This window comes from Micromonospora rhizosphaerae (genome assembly GCF_900091465.1).
Taxonomy (GTDB): Bacteria; Actinomycetota; Actinomycetes; order Mycobacteriales; family Micromonosporaceae; genus Micromonospora; species Micromonospora rhizosphaerae.
The window spans coordinates 4,177,373-4,193,698 of the sequence record NZ_FMHV01000002.1 but is presented as its reverse complement, the minus strand read 5'-3'; the positions used below and the strand labels follow the sequence as shown (position 1 = coordinate 4,193,698).

Here is a 16,326-nt window from a genome sequence, read left to right as displayed (position 1 = left end):
TCGGCACTCACGTTAGCTGTCGCTGCACGAGCCGGCTCGTGAGGAAGGGGCTGGGCGTCCCGTGCCAGAACACCGCCAGCTCGTCTCGGGGCCGGGTCGCGGCGACGAAAAGCAGCGATCGGTCCCGCTGACGCTCGCGCTGGTAGCGCTTGGGGTCGCTGTCGCGGTACCGGTTGATCATCTGCCGCGGCACGAGTCCGTCGGACACGCCGGCGATGATCATCCGCTGGTACTCCAGGCCTTTGAACCGGTGCATCGTCCCGACGTGGATGCCGTCCGGCTGCTTCGGCCCGTCCGGGCCGATCTCCACGACCGCCAGGCCCTCCGCCTCGAGCCGGGCGATCACGTCGCCGGCCAATTCCTTTGTCGGTACGCAGATCGCGACCGAGCCGTCCGTCGGGTTTCCCCAACTGTTCAACTGGTCGACAACCAGATCCCGCTCCTGGGCCCAGGTTGCCGCGCCTCGGAACGTCGGCCGGCCGCCTCGCAGCAGGGATCGGTAGCCGGCCAAGTCTTCCTCGCCGCCGTCCAGGTCGTCGTAGACCTCGCCGGTCATGATTTGCAACGCGTCGGCCAGGATCTGCCGGGTGGTGCGGTAGCTCAGGGTCAGCCGCGACGACCGGCCGCGGATGTTGATGCCGAGGCTGCTCAGCGTCACGTGATTGTCGTAGATGCGCTGGTGGGTGTCGCCGGTGAGGAACATGTCGTCCTGACCCGGAGCGACCATGGCGCGCAGCATCTTCCAGTGCGCGGCGCTCAGGTCCTGCGCTTCGTCCACAACCACGTGTCGGTAGCGGGGACGGTAGTGGCCGCCCGAAGACTCGCCGGGGCCGTTGGCCGCAGCGCGGTCCATCTCCAGGCGCGCTGCCCGCTGCGCCACCTGACGCCAGGTCCAGACACCGCGACCTTCGAGCCAGGTTGTGAAGCGCTCGGTCAGCTGCCAGATCTGGTCCCGCTCGACGCGGGTCAGGCTGCGGCCTCGGTTGGGCCGACGTGCCTTGAAGTACTCAGTCCGGGAGTTGAGCACCTGACCGAGGATCACCTGAGTCCACTCGGCGGCGAGGAACTCCGCGTCCCAGCCGGACTCGCCGGTCTCGAGGAGGAACTCGCTCCACAGCTCGGGGACCCGGTTGTCGTCGACGACGCGACGGCTCCCGCCTGCCTTTGCCTCGGTCACCACCCGGCTGGCCAGGCGGTCGATGTTGACGATGTCGACGCGGGCTACCAGGTCCTGGCCGCCGAGTGCCAGCAGCCGGGTCCGCAGGTCGGCGGCGAGGTTGCGGTTGAAGGTGGTGAGCAGGATGGGTTTGTCCGTGCCGGGCGGCAGCTGCCGGGCGAGGTGCGCGACCCGATGCAGCGCGACGATCGTCTTGCCGGTGCCGGGACCGCCGCCGACCCGGGCAGGGCCGTTGTACTTCTTCTCGACCAGCTTCCGCTGAGTGGGGTGCAGGAAGATCTGCCACCGCTCGAAGGCCTCGCCGATGATCGCCTGCAGCGCCTCGTCGTCCGAGGTGACCTGTGTGGCGGGGCGTTCCACCGCCGCTTCGAAGTCCTCCGGGTCGACCGGCTCGTTGGCGCGCACCGGGTCGGTGACCTGCTTGAGTACCTCGTCGTAGGGGGTGCCGTCGAAGAGCGCGAAGAGCACGTCGGTGGTGAGCTGCGGCGCCCGGTCGAGCAGCTCCAGCAGCTCGGCCTCGGTGGTGAGTTCCCGGATCTGCGGCAGCAGCGGCTCGGAGACACCCAGTTCCAGAAGCTGGGCGTCGGTGTACGCGTCGAAGAGCGGCTTTTGCGCGGGCGCCGGCTCGGCGTCCGGCGGTACGACCCGGCCGACGATGCTGTCGCCTACGGGTGCCAGGTCGACTACTTCGATGCCACCGGTGATCCGGTTGATCCGGTACGCGTACCGGGACAGGTCGTCGTACACCTCGCCCCGGTGCTTGACGGCGACGAGCAGATAGTCCCGGTCGGCGATGTGCAGGAGCAGCGCCCGGTAGTCGCGGTTGACCCGGGCGGACATCAGCCGGGAGTCGCCGTTGAGCGACTTTAGGTTGAGCCCCGGGTTCTCCGGGTTGTGCCGGAACTTGTGCATGAACTCGTAGACCGCCCCGATGTCGGCGCGGGTGAGCTTCATAACCTCCTTGTCGGCGCGGTCCAGCATCCGCAGGGTGGCTCCGGTGCTCATCAGCTCTCTCCCCCACTCGTCCCCGTGAGCTGTGCTGCCAACTCTTCAAGCGACCAGTCCCGCGCCGTCCGCGCGTGCCAGCCCGCTGCGGCGTACGCCCGGTCACGGTCTTCCGTCTCCGGGTCGCCGGCCGGGCCGGTGAGCACGATCGCGATCCGCCGGTCGGGCCAGGCGAGCTCGGCGGGCCACGCCTGGTCGCCCAGCTCGTAGCCGACGATCGGTGCGGGCAGGTTCTGCCGCGCGAGCTGCTGTACGAGGAGCTCCAGCGTGTTCTCGTCGCGATCCATGTATTGCAGGACCTCGTGCCAGGGCGACTCGTCGTCGACGGGCTCCGGCTCGGCTGGCACCGGCTGTCGCGCGACGCCGAGCCAGGTGGCGGTTTCCTCGTCGAGCGGCAGTGCGCGCTGGGCCAGTACAAGTCCGGTGCCTTCGGTGACCGCCATCGACGCGGGATCGAAGGTGTCCAAGGTGGAGACCGCAAGCTGGCCAGCGTCCCCGCCGCCGTTAGCGAGGAACTGGATGACGTTGCCCCAGGCGAGCCAAGCGACCCAGCGTTCCTTGTGTCCGTCGCCGGCCACCGCGGCCGGCAGATCGTCGACGACGGTGAGCGCCGACCATGTCGGCAGCGGCTTGCTGCGGCCGTCGACAACCACCGTCACTGCGCAATCCGCGTTGTCGCGAGCGCGGCCGACGATGATGTGGCGTTGCAGGGAGGGCGCGGGCAGCGATTCGCCGCGCAGCGAGGCGAGCAGCCGTTCACCGACGCCGGCGGAGTCGGTGGGGCTGTTGTCGCGGGCCTGCTTGAGCATCCCTGCCAGGGTCGCTTCCGCTCGACGCTGCCATCGCACGAGATCAGGGTCGGCAAGGAAGCGCATCAGCTGCTCGACCGGGTTGGTCCAGATGGTCTCCTCGAGTTCGTCCGGATCCGCGCCCGGGAGGAACTTCCGATAGTTCTCCCGGGCCGCCTGCTTGCAGACCCCGCCGTACGGCATCCAGCGCCCCTGCCCCTCGGCGCTCCCCCAGGTCTTGACGTCATCCCAGGTGGCGGCGAAGACCAGGTAGCCGTGGGCGCGCAGCCGGGCCCGCTTCTCGGCGTCGTCGGCGAGCCGGTTGTACTGGGGCGAGGCGTGGTATTTGAAGCCGTCGAGGTAGACGGCCACCTCAGGAGAGGGTGCGTCGAGGCGCTTGAAGTGCACGTCGGGCCGGGTGCCCTTGACCGTGTTCTGCAACTTCATCTGCCAGTGCGTGACGCTCTGCCCGCCGTCGCGGATGAATCGCAGGTCGGCGATGCGGGCGCCGTCGTGGTCCCGGCGTCGGTCGATGCGCAGTCCGGAGCCCGGCGTCTCGCCGAGGGCGAGCAGCTTGGTCAGGAACTGCAGCTCCAGTTCGCTCTCCACCTGCTGGATCAGCGAAATTTCATCGGTACGGGTGCCCTCCTCGACACCCCAGCTGTCGAGAAGCTTGTCGAGCATGCCCAGCGCCTCGTCTCGGCTCATCAGCGCGAAGTGCTCGTTGCGGGCGTAGCGCAGCAGGCAGCGGTGGCACACTGGCTTCGCCTCGTGCCGGCAGTCGCAGTCGGCGATGCGCTGCCGGGCCAACTCCAGCACCGCGCGGAACTCCTCCGGCCTCGCCAGGCGGTGAAGGTAGCCGGTGCCCTGCGGTTGGGTGTCGTAGACGACCACGAAGTTGCGGGTTCCGTCGCTCTGCCCATCCGGCATGGTGGCGGATACGGCCTGCAAATGGGCCGGCTCGCCGCCGTACTGGGCCGAGATGCCGAGCTTGATCGCGGCGGCGAAGGACAGCAGTCGCTCCTGCACCATCGCGGTCGCCGCCGGAATGAGGATGCGCAGCGCCTCGGTCTCCAGCTCGTGGGCCAGGACCAGGTCCACGTGAGCCTCCGGCGCCGCCGGCGAGCGCCGGTACGGACACCAGGGCCGGTGGTGCTCCGCGCCCTGCACGACGGTCGCACCAGAGGCCTGCGCAGCGAGTTCCTGGCTCGCCGCCGGCAGACCGTCCAAGGTGGTGCCACCGCAGGAGGTGCAGGTGTGGAACCGGTTGATCCGCACCTCGTCGCCGGCGAAGAGCTCGGCGGCCCGGTCGTATCGCTGGGCGCCGAGGTTGAAGTGGCGGATCATGGCGTGCCGGCTGTAGTCGACGCCGAAGGTGTCGTGCGCGTGCCGCCACGACGAAGCGACCTTGGCGGGGTCGATGTCGACTGCGACGGTGGTGGCGTAGAAGCGGCGGTCCCGGTCGTCGCTGTCATCCCGGATGCGGGCGTCGTCGCGCTTGTCCCGGCTGTAGACGCGGGTCGGCTGGAGCACCCGGAACAGTCGACCGTGATCGGCGATGCCCCGGTCCCCGCAGCGCGGGCACGGACTGGTGTCCTCCTTGGCCAGGTGGGTGCGCACGTACCCGCACTGGGCGCAGACCCGCCACTGCTCGTGCGCGGGCCGGTCGGCCGGGCCGACGTCGAGGCCGGAGATCTCGTGCTTGTAGCCGCGGATGTAGTAGCTGTTGCCAGGGGCGATCTCGACGAGGGCCTGACGGGCGGGGCGGGCGTACTCGCGCAGTTCGCTGTGGAACCGGCGGTCGTCGTCGGTCTGCTCCTCCCAGGTCAGGGTGGCTTCGAGGTCGGTGCGGCTGTCGGTGAGTGCGTAGTTCGGCAGCAGCCCGAACTCGACCATGGTGCCGTGCGCGGCGGCGGCGCTGACCTCGCGTAGGCGGCGCCGGACTGCGGCTTCCTCCGCCTTGAGCATCCTGATCTCGCGGGCGTGGTCCGGGTCGCTGGGCACCAGGGTGCCGCGGGCCGTGGCGATCTCCTGGAGCCGGCGCCGCAGATCGGCCAACCGTTCCTCCCAGGTCTCGTCGGCCTCCTTCACCCGGTGCAGGATGCCGCCCACCGCGAACTCCCGGAGCTGGTCGGCGGGGGCGCGCAGGACCTTGTCGCCGAACAGCGCCAGGAACTCCTCCACCAGCCGGGCACCGTCTCGGCGGCCGGCTTCGGCGAGGTTGGTGAGCCAACCGCTGGGCCCGAAGAGGACGTGCGCCCGCCGGGGCATCGGCAGCACCCCGGGCAGCCGGCCGCGCGCGGCCAGGTCGATCAGGTGCGCCAGGTACTGCCGGCGCAGGATCTCCACGGCGGACAGGAAGCAGCCGGGTGGCACGATCTGCCCGGCGATCATGTCCCTCGGCTCGGTCAGGTAGTAGCGGTCCCGCTCGCTGCGCCCGATCAGGGTGAGCACGAGGGCGTTGCCGCTCTTACGGCCGGCCCGGCCGGCCCGCTGCACGTAGTTGGCCGGTCCGTGCGGCAGGGACGCCAGCACGACCGCGGAGAGCGCCCCGATGTCGATGCCCATTTCCAGGGTGGGCGTGCAGGAGAGCACGTTCGGGTCGGTGTACCGCTGGCCTTCGCGGAACTCCTTCTCCACGGTCTCCCGCTGGGCGCGGGTAAGCATGCCGGTGTGTTCGCCGGTCACCACCCGGAAGACGGGGCTCTCCAGGTAGAGCCGCCGGTAGTAGTCGTCGGGTGCGGTGCCGTCGTAGGCGGCCTGGAGCCGGCCGCGGCAGCGGTACTGCCGGCACGGCTGGCCGATCCAGTCGGCGACCCGGTCGGGGTGCTCGGTCTGCTGCCAGTGGCAGGTGTCGCAGCCCACGCCGGCCTGCACGGCGGCCGTGTCGTCGAGCCGGGTGACCCGCAAATGGCCGGGCATCAGCCCGTACACCGTGTTGCCGTCCTCGGTGTCGCCGGCGGCGACGATGTCGGCGGCGGCCAGGGCCGGCAGCAGCCGGGTGAGGTAGCTGGCGGCGTCACCGAGGTCGAGGCCGAGGCACCGCGAGGTCCAGTCCTGGTACCAGTTGCCGCGCGCGGTGATCGCGTCGAACTCGGAGCGGGACTTCGGTGTCGCAAGCAGGAACGCGGGCGCAGACACACCCTTCGGAAAGGCCGGCATGCCGGCCGGGCGACCACCCCAGACCTGCCACCGGGTGCCGCCCCGTTTCAGGTACGGCACCAGCCACTCGTGGTAGACCGCACCCCGGGTCCGCAGCCGCTCCAGCAGGCCGCGGAGGAAGGCCAGGTAGCGGACGTCGTCCGGCGGCGTGCCGCCGAGCTGCGCGGGGCCGGTGAGGTGCACGTCTCGACAGATCGCGGCGGCTTTCGCGGGGTCGTCGAGCGCGACCTCGACGGCGACGCTGCGGGTCAGCTCCAGGGTGCGGCCCTGCCGGGAGCGCAGCCCAGTCTCCATCACGGTGGCGAAGACGAGCCGCTCGCTGATCAGCGACCAGGTCTCCCGGCTGCCGGTGTGTTCCCCGGCGAGCAGGCTGTCGACCCCCGGCTGGTCGTGCAGGTCCGGCGGGACGACGGTGGAGAGGATCTCCGGCCGCGCCGCCGCCTCGATCATCTCGGCGAAGAGGTCGTCCAGCCCGACCGGCTGCCCCGGTTGCAGCCGGCTGGCGAGCAGGGAGCGCAGGGAGAAGGCGTACGACCGGTTGGCGACGAAGCCGGCGCGGTGCGCCGCGTCCTGCACCGAGTCGTTGAAGAGCAGCGTCTTCTTCTCGCGCTCGTCCAGCTCGCCGCCGGTGAAGAGCTGGGTGACCGCCACCGAGGCGAGGGTGGCCAGGCCGGCGCCGAGGAAGCGGATGCCGTGATCCATCTGGCAGGACGGGCAGCGGTCCTTCTCGGCCGCGTCGATGCCGAGGATGTCGCCGAGCACGACGATCGCGTCGTCGCTCGGCTCCCGGTCCCGCTGCTCGTCGAAGGGGCGCACCCGCCGGCCGTACCTCAGGACTAGCAGGCCGCCGGTGCGCTGCCGGATCTCGTCGTCGGTCGCGGCGATCAGCGCGCGGACCCGGCGCTTGTCCCGGCCGACGCTGGCCCGGTAGATCTTGTCCGGGTCGGTCTCCAGCTCCTGCGGGTCCTTCTCCGGCGACAGGGCCATCCAACCGGAGCGGCCGCAGTGCCGGCAGTAGATGGCGGGCAGGCGCGGGTAGCGGTTGTCGGCAACCACGACGTCGGCATCGGGCGCGTACGGGTCGAGCTCGCGGGGCGGTTCGCCGTACCAGCCGAAGGCGGGCTGGTTGGAGGTGCCGCGCAGCAAGCGGGACACGGCTCGTACCCACAGGTGGGTCTCGATGTTGAGCAGCGGGCGGCCCGGTGCCTGCGGGTTCTGCGCCATCGAGAGCAGGCCGACGAATCGGGCGAGGGCCCTCGCGGTGACCTCGGGGCGGGTCTTCATGGCGCTGCCCCAGCCCGTGGCGTTCTTCCTGGGCAGCACGTCGATGATCTCGTCGAGGGTGCACGGCCGCGCCTGCAGCGAGTCGAGCACCGCCTTGGTCAGCGGGTGCTGGCGCAGCAGCTCACCGAGGCGTGCCGGGTTGTCGAGGCAGGGCTCGCCGACCACCAGCTCCGCAACCTCGGCCATCATCCGCTCGGGGTTCCGGTCGTCGACGGCGGCGAGCTGCTCGGGGCTGGGCAGCGGCAGGCTGAAGTCCTGGCGAGCCATGAACTCGCCCGGCTCGTAGCGGTCCTCCCCCACCAACGACTCGGCGCCGAAGGCGACGCCGAAGACCTGCTCGGCGACCTCACGGATGGCCGTACGGCCGTCCCGGCCACCGCCCTCGCCGAGGGTGGCGGAGGTGGCGACCGGGCAGATCGGGCCCAACGGTCGGTCCGGCCCGTCGAGACCGAGCGCGGCGGCGAGCCGGCGCAGCAGCATCGCCACGTCCGTGCCCTGCGCACCGTCGTAGGTGTGGAACTCGTCCAGCACCACGTACGCCGGCTCGGCCCCCGCCCAAAGCGGGAGGTCGTCCGCGCGCTGGAGCAACAGGTCCAGCATCTTGTAGTTGGTGATCAGGATGTCCGGCGGGGTGCGCCGCATCTCCGACCGCTTCGTCATCACGTGCTGGTACTCGATGGCCGCGACGTCGCCGATGTAGAGACCGGCGGTGACGGCGCTGAGCGCCGGGTCGGACAGCAGCTCGTTGATGCGCTGCGTTTGGTCGGTCGCCAGGGCGTTCATCGGGTAGAGCAGGATCGCCTTGATGCCGGTCTTCCCCTGCTGCCGCTGCCGCCGGCAGTGGTCGAGCACCGGAATCAGGAACGACTCGGTCTTGCCGGAGCCGGTGCCGGTGGTGATCAGGGTCGGCTCGGCCACCTTGCCCTTGGTCGACAGCCGGACGAACGCCTTCGCCTGGTGCAGGTAGGGGGTGAAGTCGGCTGGGGCCCAGTCCAAGCACGCGCGCCAGTCCCCGTCCGCCGAACGGAAGGGGGTGCGGATCCGCAGGTACGGCCCGCGGAAGATGCCCTGCTCCGGGTGGGAGAGGAAGCCCTCCAGGCCCTGGCGTACGCCCTCCTCGGTCAGGCCGAAGGTGGTCGTCAGGTACTGGGTCAGGGTGCGGCGCAGGGTGTCGGCGGCGATGGTTGGTCTCATGACGGCTGCCAACCCGCGTCGATGGCGTCCTGAAGCCGCTTGCTAAACACGGCGTGCGCCTGCCGATACTCGTTCTCCCGATCCGCCTTATAGAATGGGGTGGCGTAGCCATCAGGAACCGGATTCCGATCAGGATCGTCTAGGTACGCTATCAACTGATCGTAGTGCTCCTTGGTTTGTCCGAATCCAAAGGCGTAGGGGTCACCCGCAATTTTTCGACCCCGAGAGTCGAACCACATTTGCCTTTCTCGGTCCACGACAATTGGATAGCGGGACCGCAGGACAGCAATTAGCTCCTCGACGCCGATCCCTAGCCACACCGCCACAAGTGAATCGATCTCAACCAAGGCCGCTCGCCGCTCGTGCTCGGTCCGAAGCGGAGTGTCCCAACTCCATTCTTCGTTCACGCTCGCCAGCGGTTTCACGCTCTGCCAATCAGCCGCCCAGTTCTCGGCTTCCCATCCGGACTCGAAAAGCTTCGCCCAAAGACTTCTGTAGTCATCGGTCAAGCAGTTCAAACGCAGGGTCCTGAAAAGCAATGGCGCACCCAAGGGGTGGCCCAGCAGAGGAGCCGGCATCGCTCTTGCTTCGCCCGTCACGAGATGAGTCCGACCCGTAATTCTCAGTAGATAATCCAAGGGCAACGACGCCCAAAACCCACTCGACAATGCTGTTTCTTCGTCCGTAGGTAGAGCCAGGGAAAACACAGTAAGAACATGCGCTGGTCCGGGAGGAATGAGCGCCGCGAAGAGAGATCGCTCACTGCTCTTTGGATTGATCATGGCGCGCCAAGCAAGCCGGTACCGCCCGGTATAGCGCTGACCACCCCACATGTCCTGACCTGCACGTGTGAGCGCCTCTTCCGGACCAAGCACATAATTCGTCAACGGCTTGAAATCCTGGGCGATGCTCTGCGGGTCCAAGGCATCCCAGTCTCCCTGGCTACGGCACGGTACTCGCGGTTGCTTAAAGAAGGGGTGTGCGATACCAAGGTGTGGCCCCTGAATGACGAGGGAAGCCACTTCAGTCGGCCGAGACTGCTCCCAGACAATCAGACCAGACTTCTTGGCGCTCGCCTCGTCGTAGCCGCGGCTAATTCGCGGCGCATCCCCTAGTCGCCGTGAATACTTTGCAATAGCTGCGATAGCACCGTTCTCCCCGGTACTAATAGGGTGCAGGAGTGCGGTTTGCGCCACCGGCGAGGTCTCGCCCCGCAACTGTCGCCATTGGTCCAACACATCGGCGTTCACCTCGACCACCCGCGAACGGTGCGGCCTGACGTCCCAAACGCCGTTGAACTTTTGTCCGGGAACTCCGCCGGAACCGTCGTGCGTCAAAGAATCAACTAGCGGAGAGGCCGCATAGAGCTTACTCAAATGCAAGAAGCTGGGAGATGCGTCTTTTCCGTAGATGTGGAGCCCAAATTCAAGGTCCCGGCTAGCATCAGCGAAAGCCCAGTTTGCCCCGTTAACAAACCCGCCGTGAAGTCGAAGGTGCCGATATGCGGCCGCGCGGAGTTGCCCCTCCTTAGCTCCCCCGAAGTGAGTATCCGGGTGGATGAGGCCAGCAGTTCCATTGATACCAAGGTGAGCCCATACCTGACACATGAAGGCCCTGTAGAGGTCGGGCTGCGTCCCTACCAGCAATGGGTAAACAGTCACGTGACCTAGGAACGCGGCCATGCCAATGTTGACGGCGAGTTCGCCGACATACTGAGATCGGACAACACCCAATCCAACCAGGGCGTTCCTGCGAGCGTGCCACACCTCAGCTGGCGTTTTTTCGATCAGCCGAAACCAAGGATCGTGCTCAGCAAGCACGATGTCTTCCATCCACCGAGGTCGCACCCACGGCGGGTTGCCCACTTGGAGGTCAAAGCCACCCTTGGCGAAGGCTGGGGCGAAAGTTAGTTCCCAGTGGAAGAAGCCCTGCTGGTCGGCGATCTGGTCGGCGGCGAGGAGCCAGGGGAAGCGGTCGGAGAGGGTCCAGGGGGCGTCGACGCCGATGACGCCGTCGAGCTTCTTCTCGAAGTCGCTCATTTCGCTGAGGCTCGTGAGCTTCCGGCCGTAGAACCTCTCGGTGTTCTCGTCCGGGTCGCTCCGGCCGATGAGCGCTTCGGCGAAGGTGAGCCAGTCGTCGAGGTTGGTCAGCGGCACCTGCTGGCGGAGCTGTTCCGCCACGGTCATCCGCCGGGTGCCGGTCGGCTTGGTCGTCAGCTTCATCTGCTGCGGCTGCACGTTGCCGAAGATATCCGGGGCCTCGTAGACCACCTGGTCCTCGTACGCTGGCACCTCCTTCACGTGCGACACCTGTACGGGCGCGGCCGGGTATGCCGGGTCGGAGCCGTCGAGCAGGCCGACCTTGTCGAGCGGCCAGAACCACAGCGCGCACCAGACGTCCATCAGCGTCTTGAGTCGCCAATACGGCGTGCCGGGTGCGGTCAGGTCGGCGAGGATCTTCTCCCGGGGCACCGCTTCGGTCACCGGCGGCAGGTCGTCGGCGCCCCAGACCTTGATGTCCCGCCGGATCTCCCGCTCAGAGATGGCGAGCCGCTGCAGCACCAGGCCCCACAGGAATTCGACCCGCCGCCCGAGCGCCTGCAACCGCTTGACCTGCGAGTTCTTCCCCTTGGCCGACGGCACCCGCTTCATCGCCGTACGCCATGCCTTGAGCTTGGCGGTCTCCTCCGGCGCCAGCTCGCGGGCCTCCTTCTCCCCCGCGACCGCGCCCCACCCATCGGCGGGGAGCAGGAAGTGGTGGATGGTGCCCTCGTCGATCGGCCCGTCCCGGAACGGCTTCTCCGCCGGTGCGGTGGTAAGCCACGACTTGTCGGCGAGCTGCTTCGGGTCGTAGAGCTTGCGCCCGCAGCCGATAAGCGAGTTGCCGCGCTGCAGGTGCAGGCCGAACCAGGGCGCCTGGAGGCCGGCGTGCATGACGTTGAGCCAGAGCGACACCTCGGCCAGCTCGACGGCGGTGCGGTTGAGATCGACGCCGTAGCAGTTATGCAGGGCGATGAACGCCTTCACCCGCTGGAGTTCCAGGTGGTACTGCTCGGGGTCGAGGGTGACGTCGAGTTCCTTCTGGCGGCGGCGCAGGTATTCGGCGGCGACCTGGTTGATCGCTTCGTTGAGGAAGGCGCCGGAGCCTAGCGCCGGCTCGCAGATCGTCCAGTCCAGCAACTCTCGAGCGGGCGTGACCGTGCCGTCCTGGTCGAGGCGGTACTTCAGGGCGAGCTGAACGGTGACCTCGGTCAGCGACTGCGGGGTGTAGTAGGAGGCGCTGGTCTGCCGGTCCCGGCCGGCGAGCCGGTAGACGAACGCGCCGGGGGCGTAGCTGACCCGGCTACGCACGCCCGTGTACGGGTCCTCCTTGTAGACGAAGACTCCGTCGTCGTACTCGTCGGCCTTGGACGCCGGGATCATCCACGAGCCGTCCTTGGGGTCGCCGTTCTTGGCGACCTCGTAGAGCTGCTCGGTGGCGACGAAGCCGGTGTACGACATCAGGCCCTCGTAGACCGCGCCGAGCTGGTTGATGCCGAGCTGGGCGTACGAGATGAAGCCTCCGCGGCGTTTCTTGGCGCCCTTGGTGAGCATCAGCCGGCGCAGCACCTGGTAGAGGACCTTGTTGCGCAGCCGGGTGTCGATGGTCGGCGCGTCGAGGGCGTCCGGGTCGTCGCTGTCGGGTCTGGGGATGAACTGACCGATGAACTTGGTCTTCTCCGGCAGGAACAGGTCCGACTTCATCGGTTCGAAGCGCAGGCCCTCGCCCTCGCTGGCCTTGACGTCGACCTCCGCGCCGCCGCGCGGCCGGTGGCCCTCGTTGACCATGCGGAAGAGCAGGTCGAGCGACTCGTACAGGTGGAAACCACCCTCGGCGGAGGGAGCGAGCCGGCGGGACACGAGATCGCCGATGCGGGCGAGGCTGTAGCCCTCGACGTACTCGCGGTCGTTGACCGGGAGCACACCCAGTTCGGGGCGGGCCTCGGCGTAGAGCAGGAAGAGGATGCGATAGAGGTAGCGCAGGGCCTCCCGGCCCAGTTCCTTGGCCAGCTCGTCGAGATCCATCACCTGCTGCGGCTGGTAGCCATCCTGCCGGATGCGGTCGAGGACCTCGTTGGCGATGAGTTCGACGGAGACCTTCAGGCCCTCGCGGAGTTCGCTGGAGACGCCGACGGCGTGCTGGCGGGAGCCGGCGACCAGGTCGGCGAGGGGTTCGGTGCCGCCCTCCGCTGGCGGGCGCAGCGAGTCGGCGCCGAAGAGGGCGGCGACGACGTCGTACTCCTTGTCGTCGTTGCGGGCGTACGCGGTGTCAAGGCTGACGGCGAGGTAGCGGCCCTCGCCCCAGGCGCTGCGGTCGGCGAGGGTGATCACGCCGCCGAGAAGCATGAGCACGTAGCGGGGCGGGTTCTCGGCGGCGAAGAGCCAGGAGGCGAGCTTGGCGCCAGTCTCGATGGTCTCGTTGGCGGCCAGGGTGACCGGGTCGAGCAACCGGCCGGCGTCGTCCGGGTCCTGGGCGGCCTCGGTGTCGACGGCCCAGCCGCAGTCAAGCGCGACGAGGCCGTGCGTGGTGGTCAGCTCGGCGTGGGCCACCTTGATCTCGTGCTCCTGGCCGGCCCGCTCGACGGTGATGGTCTGCGGCTGCGGCTCGAACCCGAGCGCCCCTAGCAGCTCCTGGTGCAGCTTACGCAGCCGCTCCGCGTCGAAGAACTCGTCGTCGGCCAGCTCGGTCTTGGCGTCGAAGTAGGGCCGGCGCATGCCACGCAGCCCGGCGCGCGGGGTGACTCGGCCGGCCTTCTCGTCCTCCGACCACTGCTTGAGCAGGCCGCCCTTGAGGGTGGTGGGCAGGATCTCGGCGAGGTAGTGGGCGGAGAGGTATTCGCCGCGGTTGGTCAGCGACTCGAAACTCATCCTGCACTCTCCGGGGACGGTACGAGGACGGCGAGCACCCGCAGCATCGGTTCGCCGACGGTTTCCAAGCGGTCGAGCAGGTCGTGCTGCTCCTGGACGGTGGCCTGCACTCGCTGGCGGCGCCTCTCTCGGTGCGCGCCGGGCAGCTCGTCGAAGAGGCTGGCCTGCTGGTAGTGGTCGAGCTGCGCGCGGTACTTCTCCAGCGGCTCGGCGTTGGCCTGCGCCCACTCGTCGCGTTTGCCCTCCAGATACTGTCGGGCGACCTCGACGGCCTGCGGCAGGATCCGGGTGAGCGGTTCGAGCGGGACAGTCTCGGCGCGGTTGACCATCGACGGGCCCACGTTGGCCTCGCGGAGCACCTCGTCCATGGGCCGGATCTCCGGCGACGCGGGCAGGCCGGAGACGGCCATCCACTGCACCACGGTCGGCTGGCCGAGGCGGTTGGCGTAGACGCCCTGGATCAGGTAGGTCGGAGCGGCCACGTCGGCGGTGAGCACGGGGGCCTGCTGGCGGCCGAGGCGGATGAGCACCTTGTCGACCAGCCAGTCGACCATCGGGTGCACGTCGCTGAGGAAGGCGATCTCCGGCCACATCGGGGTCTTGCTCTGCCGGGCCTGGTCGAGTTTGCGCTGGGCGAGTTTGCGGTCGAAGGTGACCTTGAGTCGCAGGTCCTCGCCCTCGCGGTGCGCGCGCAGGTAGGAGCGGGGCAGGTCCGTGAGCCGGTGCACCAGGTCGTCGGGGGCGAGGAAGGTCAGCAGTTCGTCCTCGCGGCGCAGATCGATGTGGTCCTCGGGCCGGTCCTCGTAGATCTCGTACAGGGCAGCGTCGACGAAATCTTCAGTGGAGGTGAAGAGCTTCGGCACTCGGGCCTGGGCGACTTCCGCCGCGACGGGGGCGGTGCCGACGTCGCCGAAGAGATCGGCCATCACGTCGATCTCGGCGTGCGCGGTCTCGTAGGACTCGTCCACCGACTTGCCGTTGAGCAGGTCGCGGACGAGCCGGTCCTCCTCGGCCTTGGCGTCGTAGAGACCGGTCGCGGCCTCCACGCTGCCGAGGCTGCGATGGGCGACCGCCTCACGGTTTAGGAGCTTCTCGGAGACCGTACGATCGTCCTTCGCGTCCTCGCGGTCGGAGGTGAGGATGAGCGCGCGGAACTGGGGCTGATGCTTCTGCCCGTAGCGGTCGATGCGGCCGTTGCGCTGCTCGATCCGGATTAGGCTCCACGGGATGTCGTAGTGGATCAGGTGGTGGCACTGCTGATGCAGGTTGACGCCCTCGGAGGCGACGTCGCCGGTGAAGAGCAACCGTACCTCGCTGCCCGCCAGCTCGAACTCCTGCAGGATTCTCTGCTCCTCAAGGTCCGGCACGACGCCATGCAACACCCGCACGGCGTTCGGCTTGAGGCCGAGCATTCCGGGGACGACGTCGGCGAGCCATTTGATGGTCGGCACCCGCTCGGAGAAGACCACCGCCCGGGTGTCGCTGCCCTTGCCGACGCCGATCTTCTTCAGCTCCTCAACCAGCTTCTGCAACTTGCTGGAGTCACGGTCGGTCATCGCGGAGGTCAGCTCTGCGAGCCGGTCCAGTGCCGCCCGCTCGGCGCCGGTGGCCTTGTTGCGCCGGTTCTCCACCGTCACGTGCAGGGCGCGGTGGGAGGAGAGGAAGGACTTCAACAGCGTGTACGGGAAGAGCCGGTGCTGGCCCGTGATCGCCTCGTCGCTCCACTTGCCCGCGAGCCACACGTCGGTCAACTCGTCGAAGATCTGCTCCTCGATCCGGCCGGCCGGGCAGTGCACTGCCTGGGACGGGCCGCGGTCGGCCCAGCGGTCGCCGATCTGGTCGCGTACCTCCGGACTGATCTTCGTGCGCCGCAGGTAGAGGTGGGCGATGTCCTTGGCCTCGTAGTCCTTCTCGTTGGCGATGGCCGCCGGGTCGAGCAGCGAGATCAGCTGGGCGAAGGACTCCCGGTTGCCGTTGTGCGGGGTGGCGCTGGCCAGCAGCAGCGCGTCGGTCTTGGCGGCGAGCCGGCGGGCCAGCTCGTTGCGCTGGGTGCCCTTGTTGATGAGGTTGTGCGACTCGTCGATGACGACGACATCCCAGGTGGTCGCGTCGAGGTGGTGGCCGAACTGGCCGGCGTCCTTGAGGGTGTCGACGGAGATGATGGCCCGCTTGAAGTAGGTGAACGGGTTCCGCCCGGCGGGGATTTCCTGCTGGATGCGCTGGATGCCGGTCGAGTCGAGCCGCACCAGCGGGATCGCGAACCGGGTCCAGAGTTCCCGCTGGAACTGCTCCAGCACCTGCTGCGGGGAGACGACCAGGATGCGGTCGCCCCGGCCCCGGCGGATCAGCTCGGCGAGGATCAGCCCGATCTCCAGGGTCTTACCGAGACCGACCACGTCGGCGAGCAGGATCCGAGGCCGCAGGCCGGAGAGGGCCAGCTCGACCGGGCGCTGCTGGTAGGTCAGCGGGTCGAGCAGGAACCGGTCGGCCAGGGCCAGGCCGCGCTCGGTGCGGGGCAGCGGGGTACGCCGAAGTACGGCCTCCAGGAAGAGCCGGCTCTGCCGGAACCGCGAGGAGGTGTCCAGGACGAGTTCTGTCTCCTCCGGGACCAGCGGCGTGATGTCTTCCAGTTCGGTGAAGAAGGTCGCCTCGACGTCCTGCACGAACTCGGAGACACCGACGGCCTTGATCATGGTGCCGTCCGCGGTGCCAGTCTTCACGCTGCGGACCAGCCACTCCTCGTCTCGCACGACGATGCGGGAGCCCGGGGCGAAGGTGGCGTCCTGGGAGGTGGTCATGGGTGGAGCCT

Annotated in this window: 4 protein-coding genes; all 4 read right to left on the bottom strand. The window is 68.5% G+C overall.

Features of this window, described 5'->3' with window-relative positions; all coding sequences use genetic code 11:
• Positions 1 to 7: 7 nt before the first annotated feature.
• From GA0070624_RS19585 to GA0070624_RS19570, 4 genes are read right to left on the bottom strand one after another with little or no spacing between them, the layout of a single operon-like run.
• The gene (locus tag GA0070624_RS19585) at positions 8 to 2,182 is read right to left on the bottom strand and encodes a UvrD-helicase domain-containing protein (protein ID WP_091343148.1); all 2,175 of its coding nucleotides are present in this window, start codon (positions 2,180 to 2,182) and stop codon (positions 8 to 10) included.
• On the bottom strand, positions 2,182 to 8,610 hold the full coding sequence (locus tag GA0070624_RS19580; protein ID WP_091343146.1) for a DEAD/DEAH box helicase: 6,429 nt from the start codon (positions 8,608 to 8,610) through the stop codon (positions 2,182 to 2,184). Before GA0070624_RS19580 ends, GA0070624_RS19585 begins: the two co-directional genes overlap by 1 nt.
• The gene (locus tag GA0070624_RS19575; RefSeq protein ID WP_091343143.1) at positions 8,607 to 13,517 is read right to left on the bottom strand and encodes a DNA methyltransferase family protein; all 4,911 of its coding nucleotides are present in this window, start codon (positions 13,515 to 13,517) and stop codon (positions 8,607 to 8,609) included. Before GA0070624_RS19575 ends, GA0070624_RS19580 begins: the two co-directional genes overlap by 4 nt.
• A complete protein-coding gene (locus GA0070624_RS19570) occupies positions 13,514 to 16,315 on the bottom strand; it encodes an SNF2-related protein (protein WP_091343141.1) in 2,802 nt (933 codons plus the stop codon). Before GA0070624_RS19570 ends, GA0070624_RS19575 begins: the two co-directional genes overlap by 4 nt.
• Positions 16,316 to 16,326: the final 11 nt, after the last annotated feature.

Excerpts from the sequence above, each read along its gene's own strand:
- GA0070624_RS19580 (WP_091343146.1), bottom strand. The coding sequence starts at position 8,610 with ATGAGACCAACCATCGCCGCCGACACCCTGCGCCGCACCCTGACCCAG.
- GA0070624_RS19575 (WP_091343143.1), bottom strand. The coding sequence starts at position 13,517 with ATGAGTTTCGAGTCGCTGACCAACCGCGGCGAATACCTCTCCGCCCAC.
- GA0070624_RS19570 (WP_091343141.1), bottom strand. The coding sequence starts at position 16,315 with ATGACCACCTCCCAGGACGCCACCTTCGCCCCGGGCTCCCGCATCGTC.
- GA0070624_RS19585 (WP_091343148.1), bottom strand. The coding sequence starts at position 2,182 with ATGAGCACCGGAGCCACCCTGCGGATGCTGGACCGCGCCGACAAGGAG.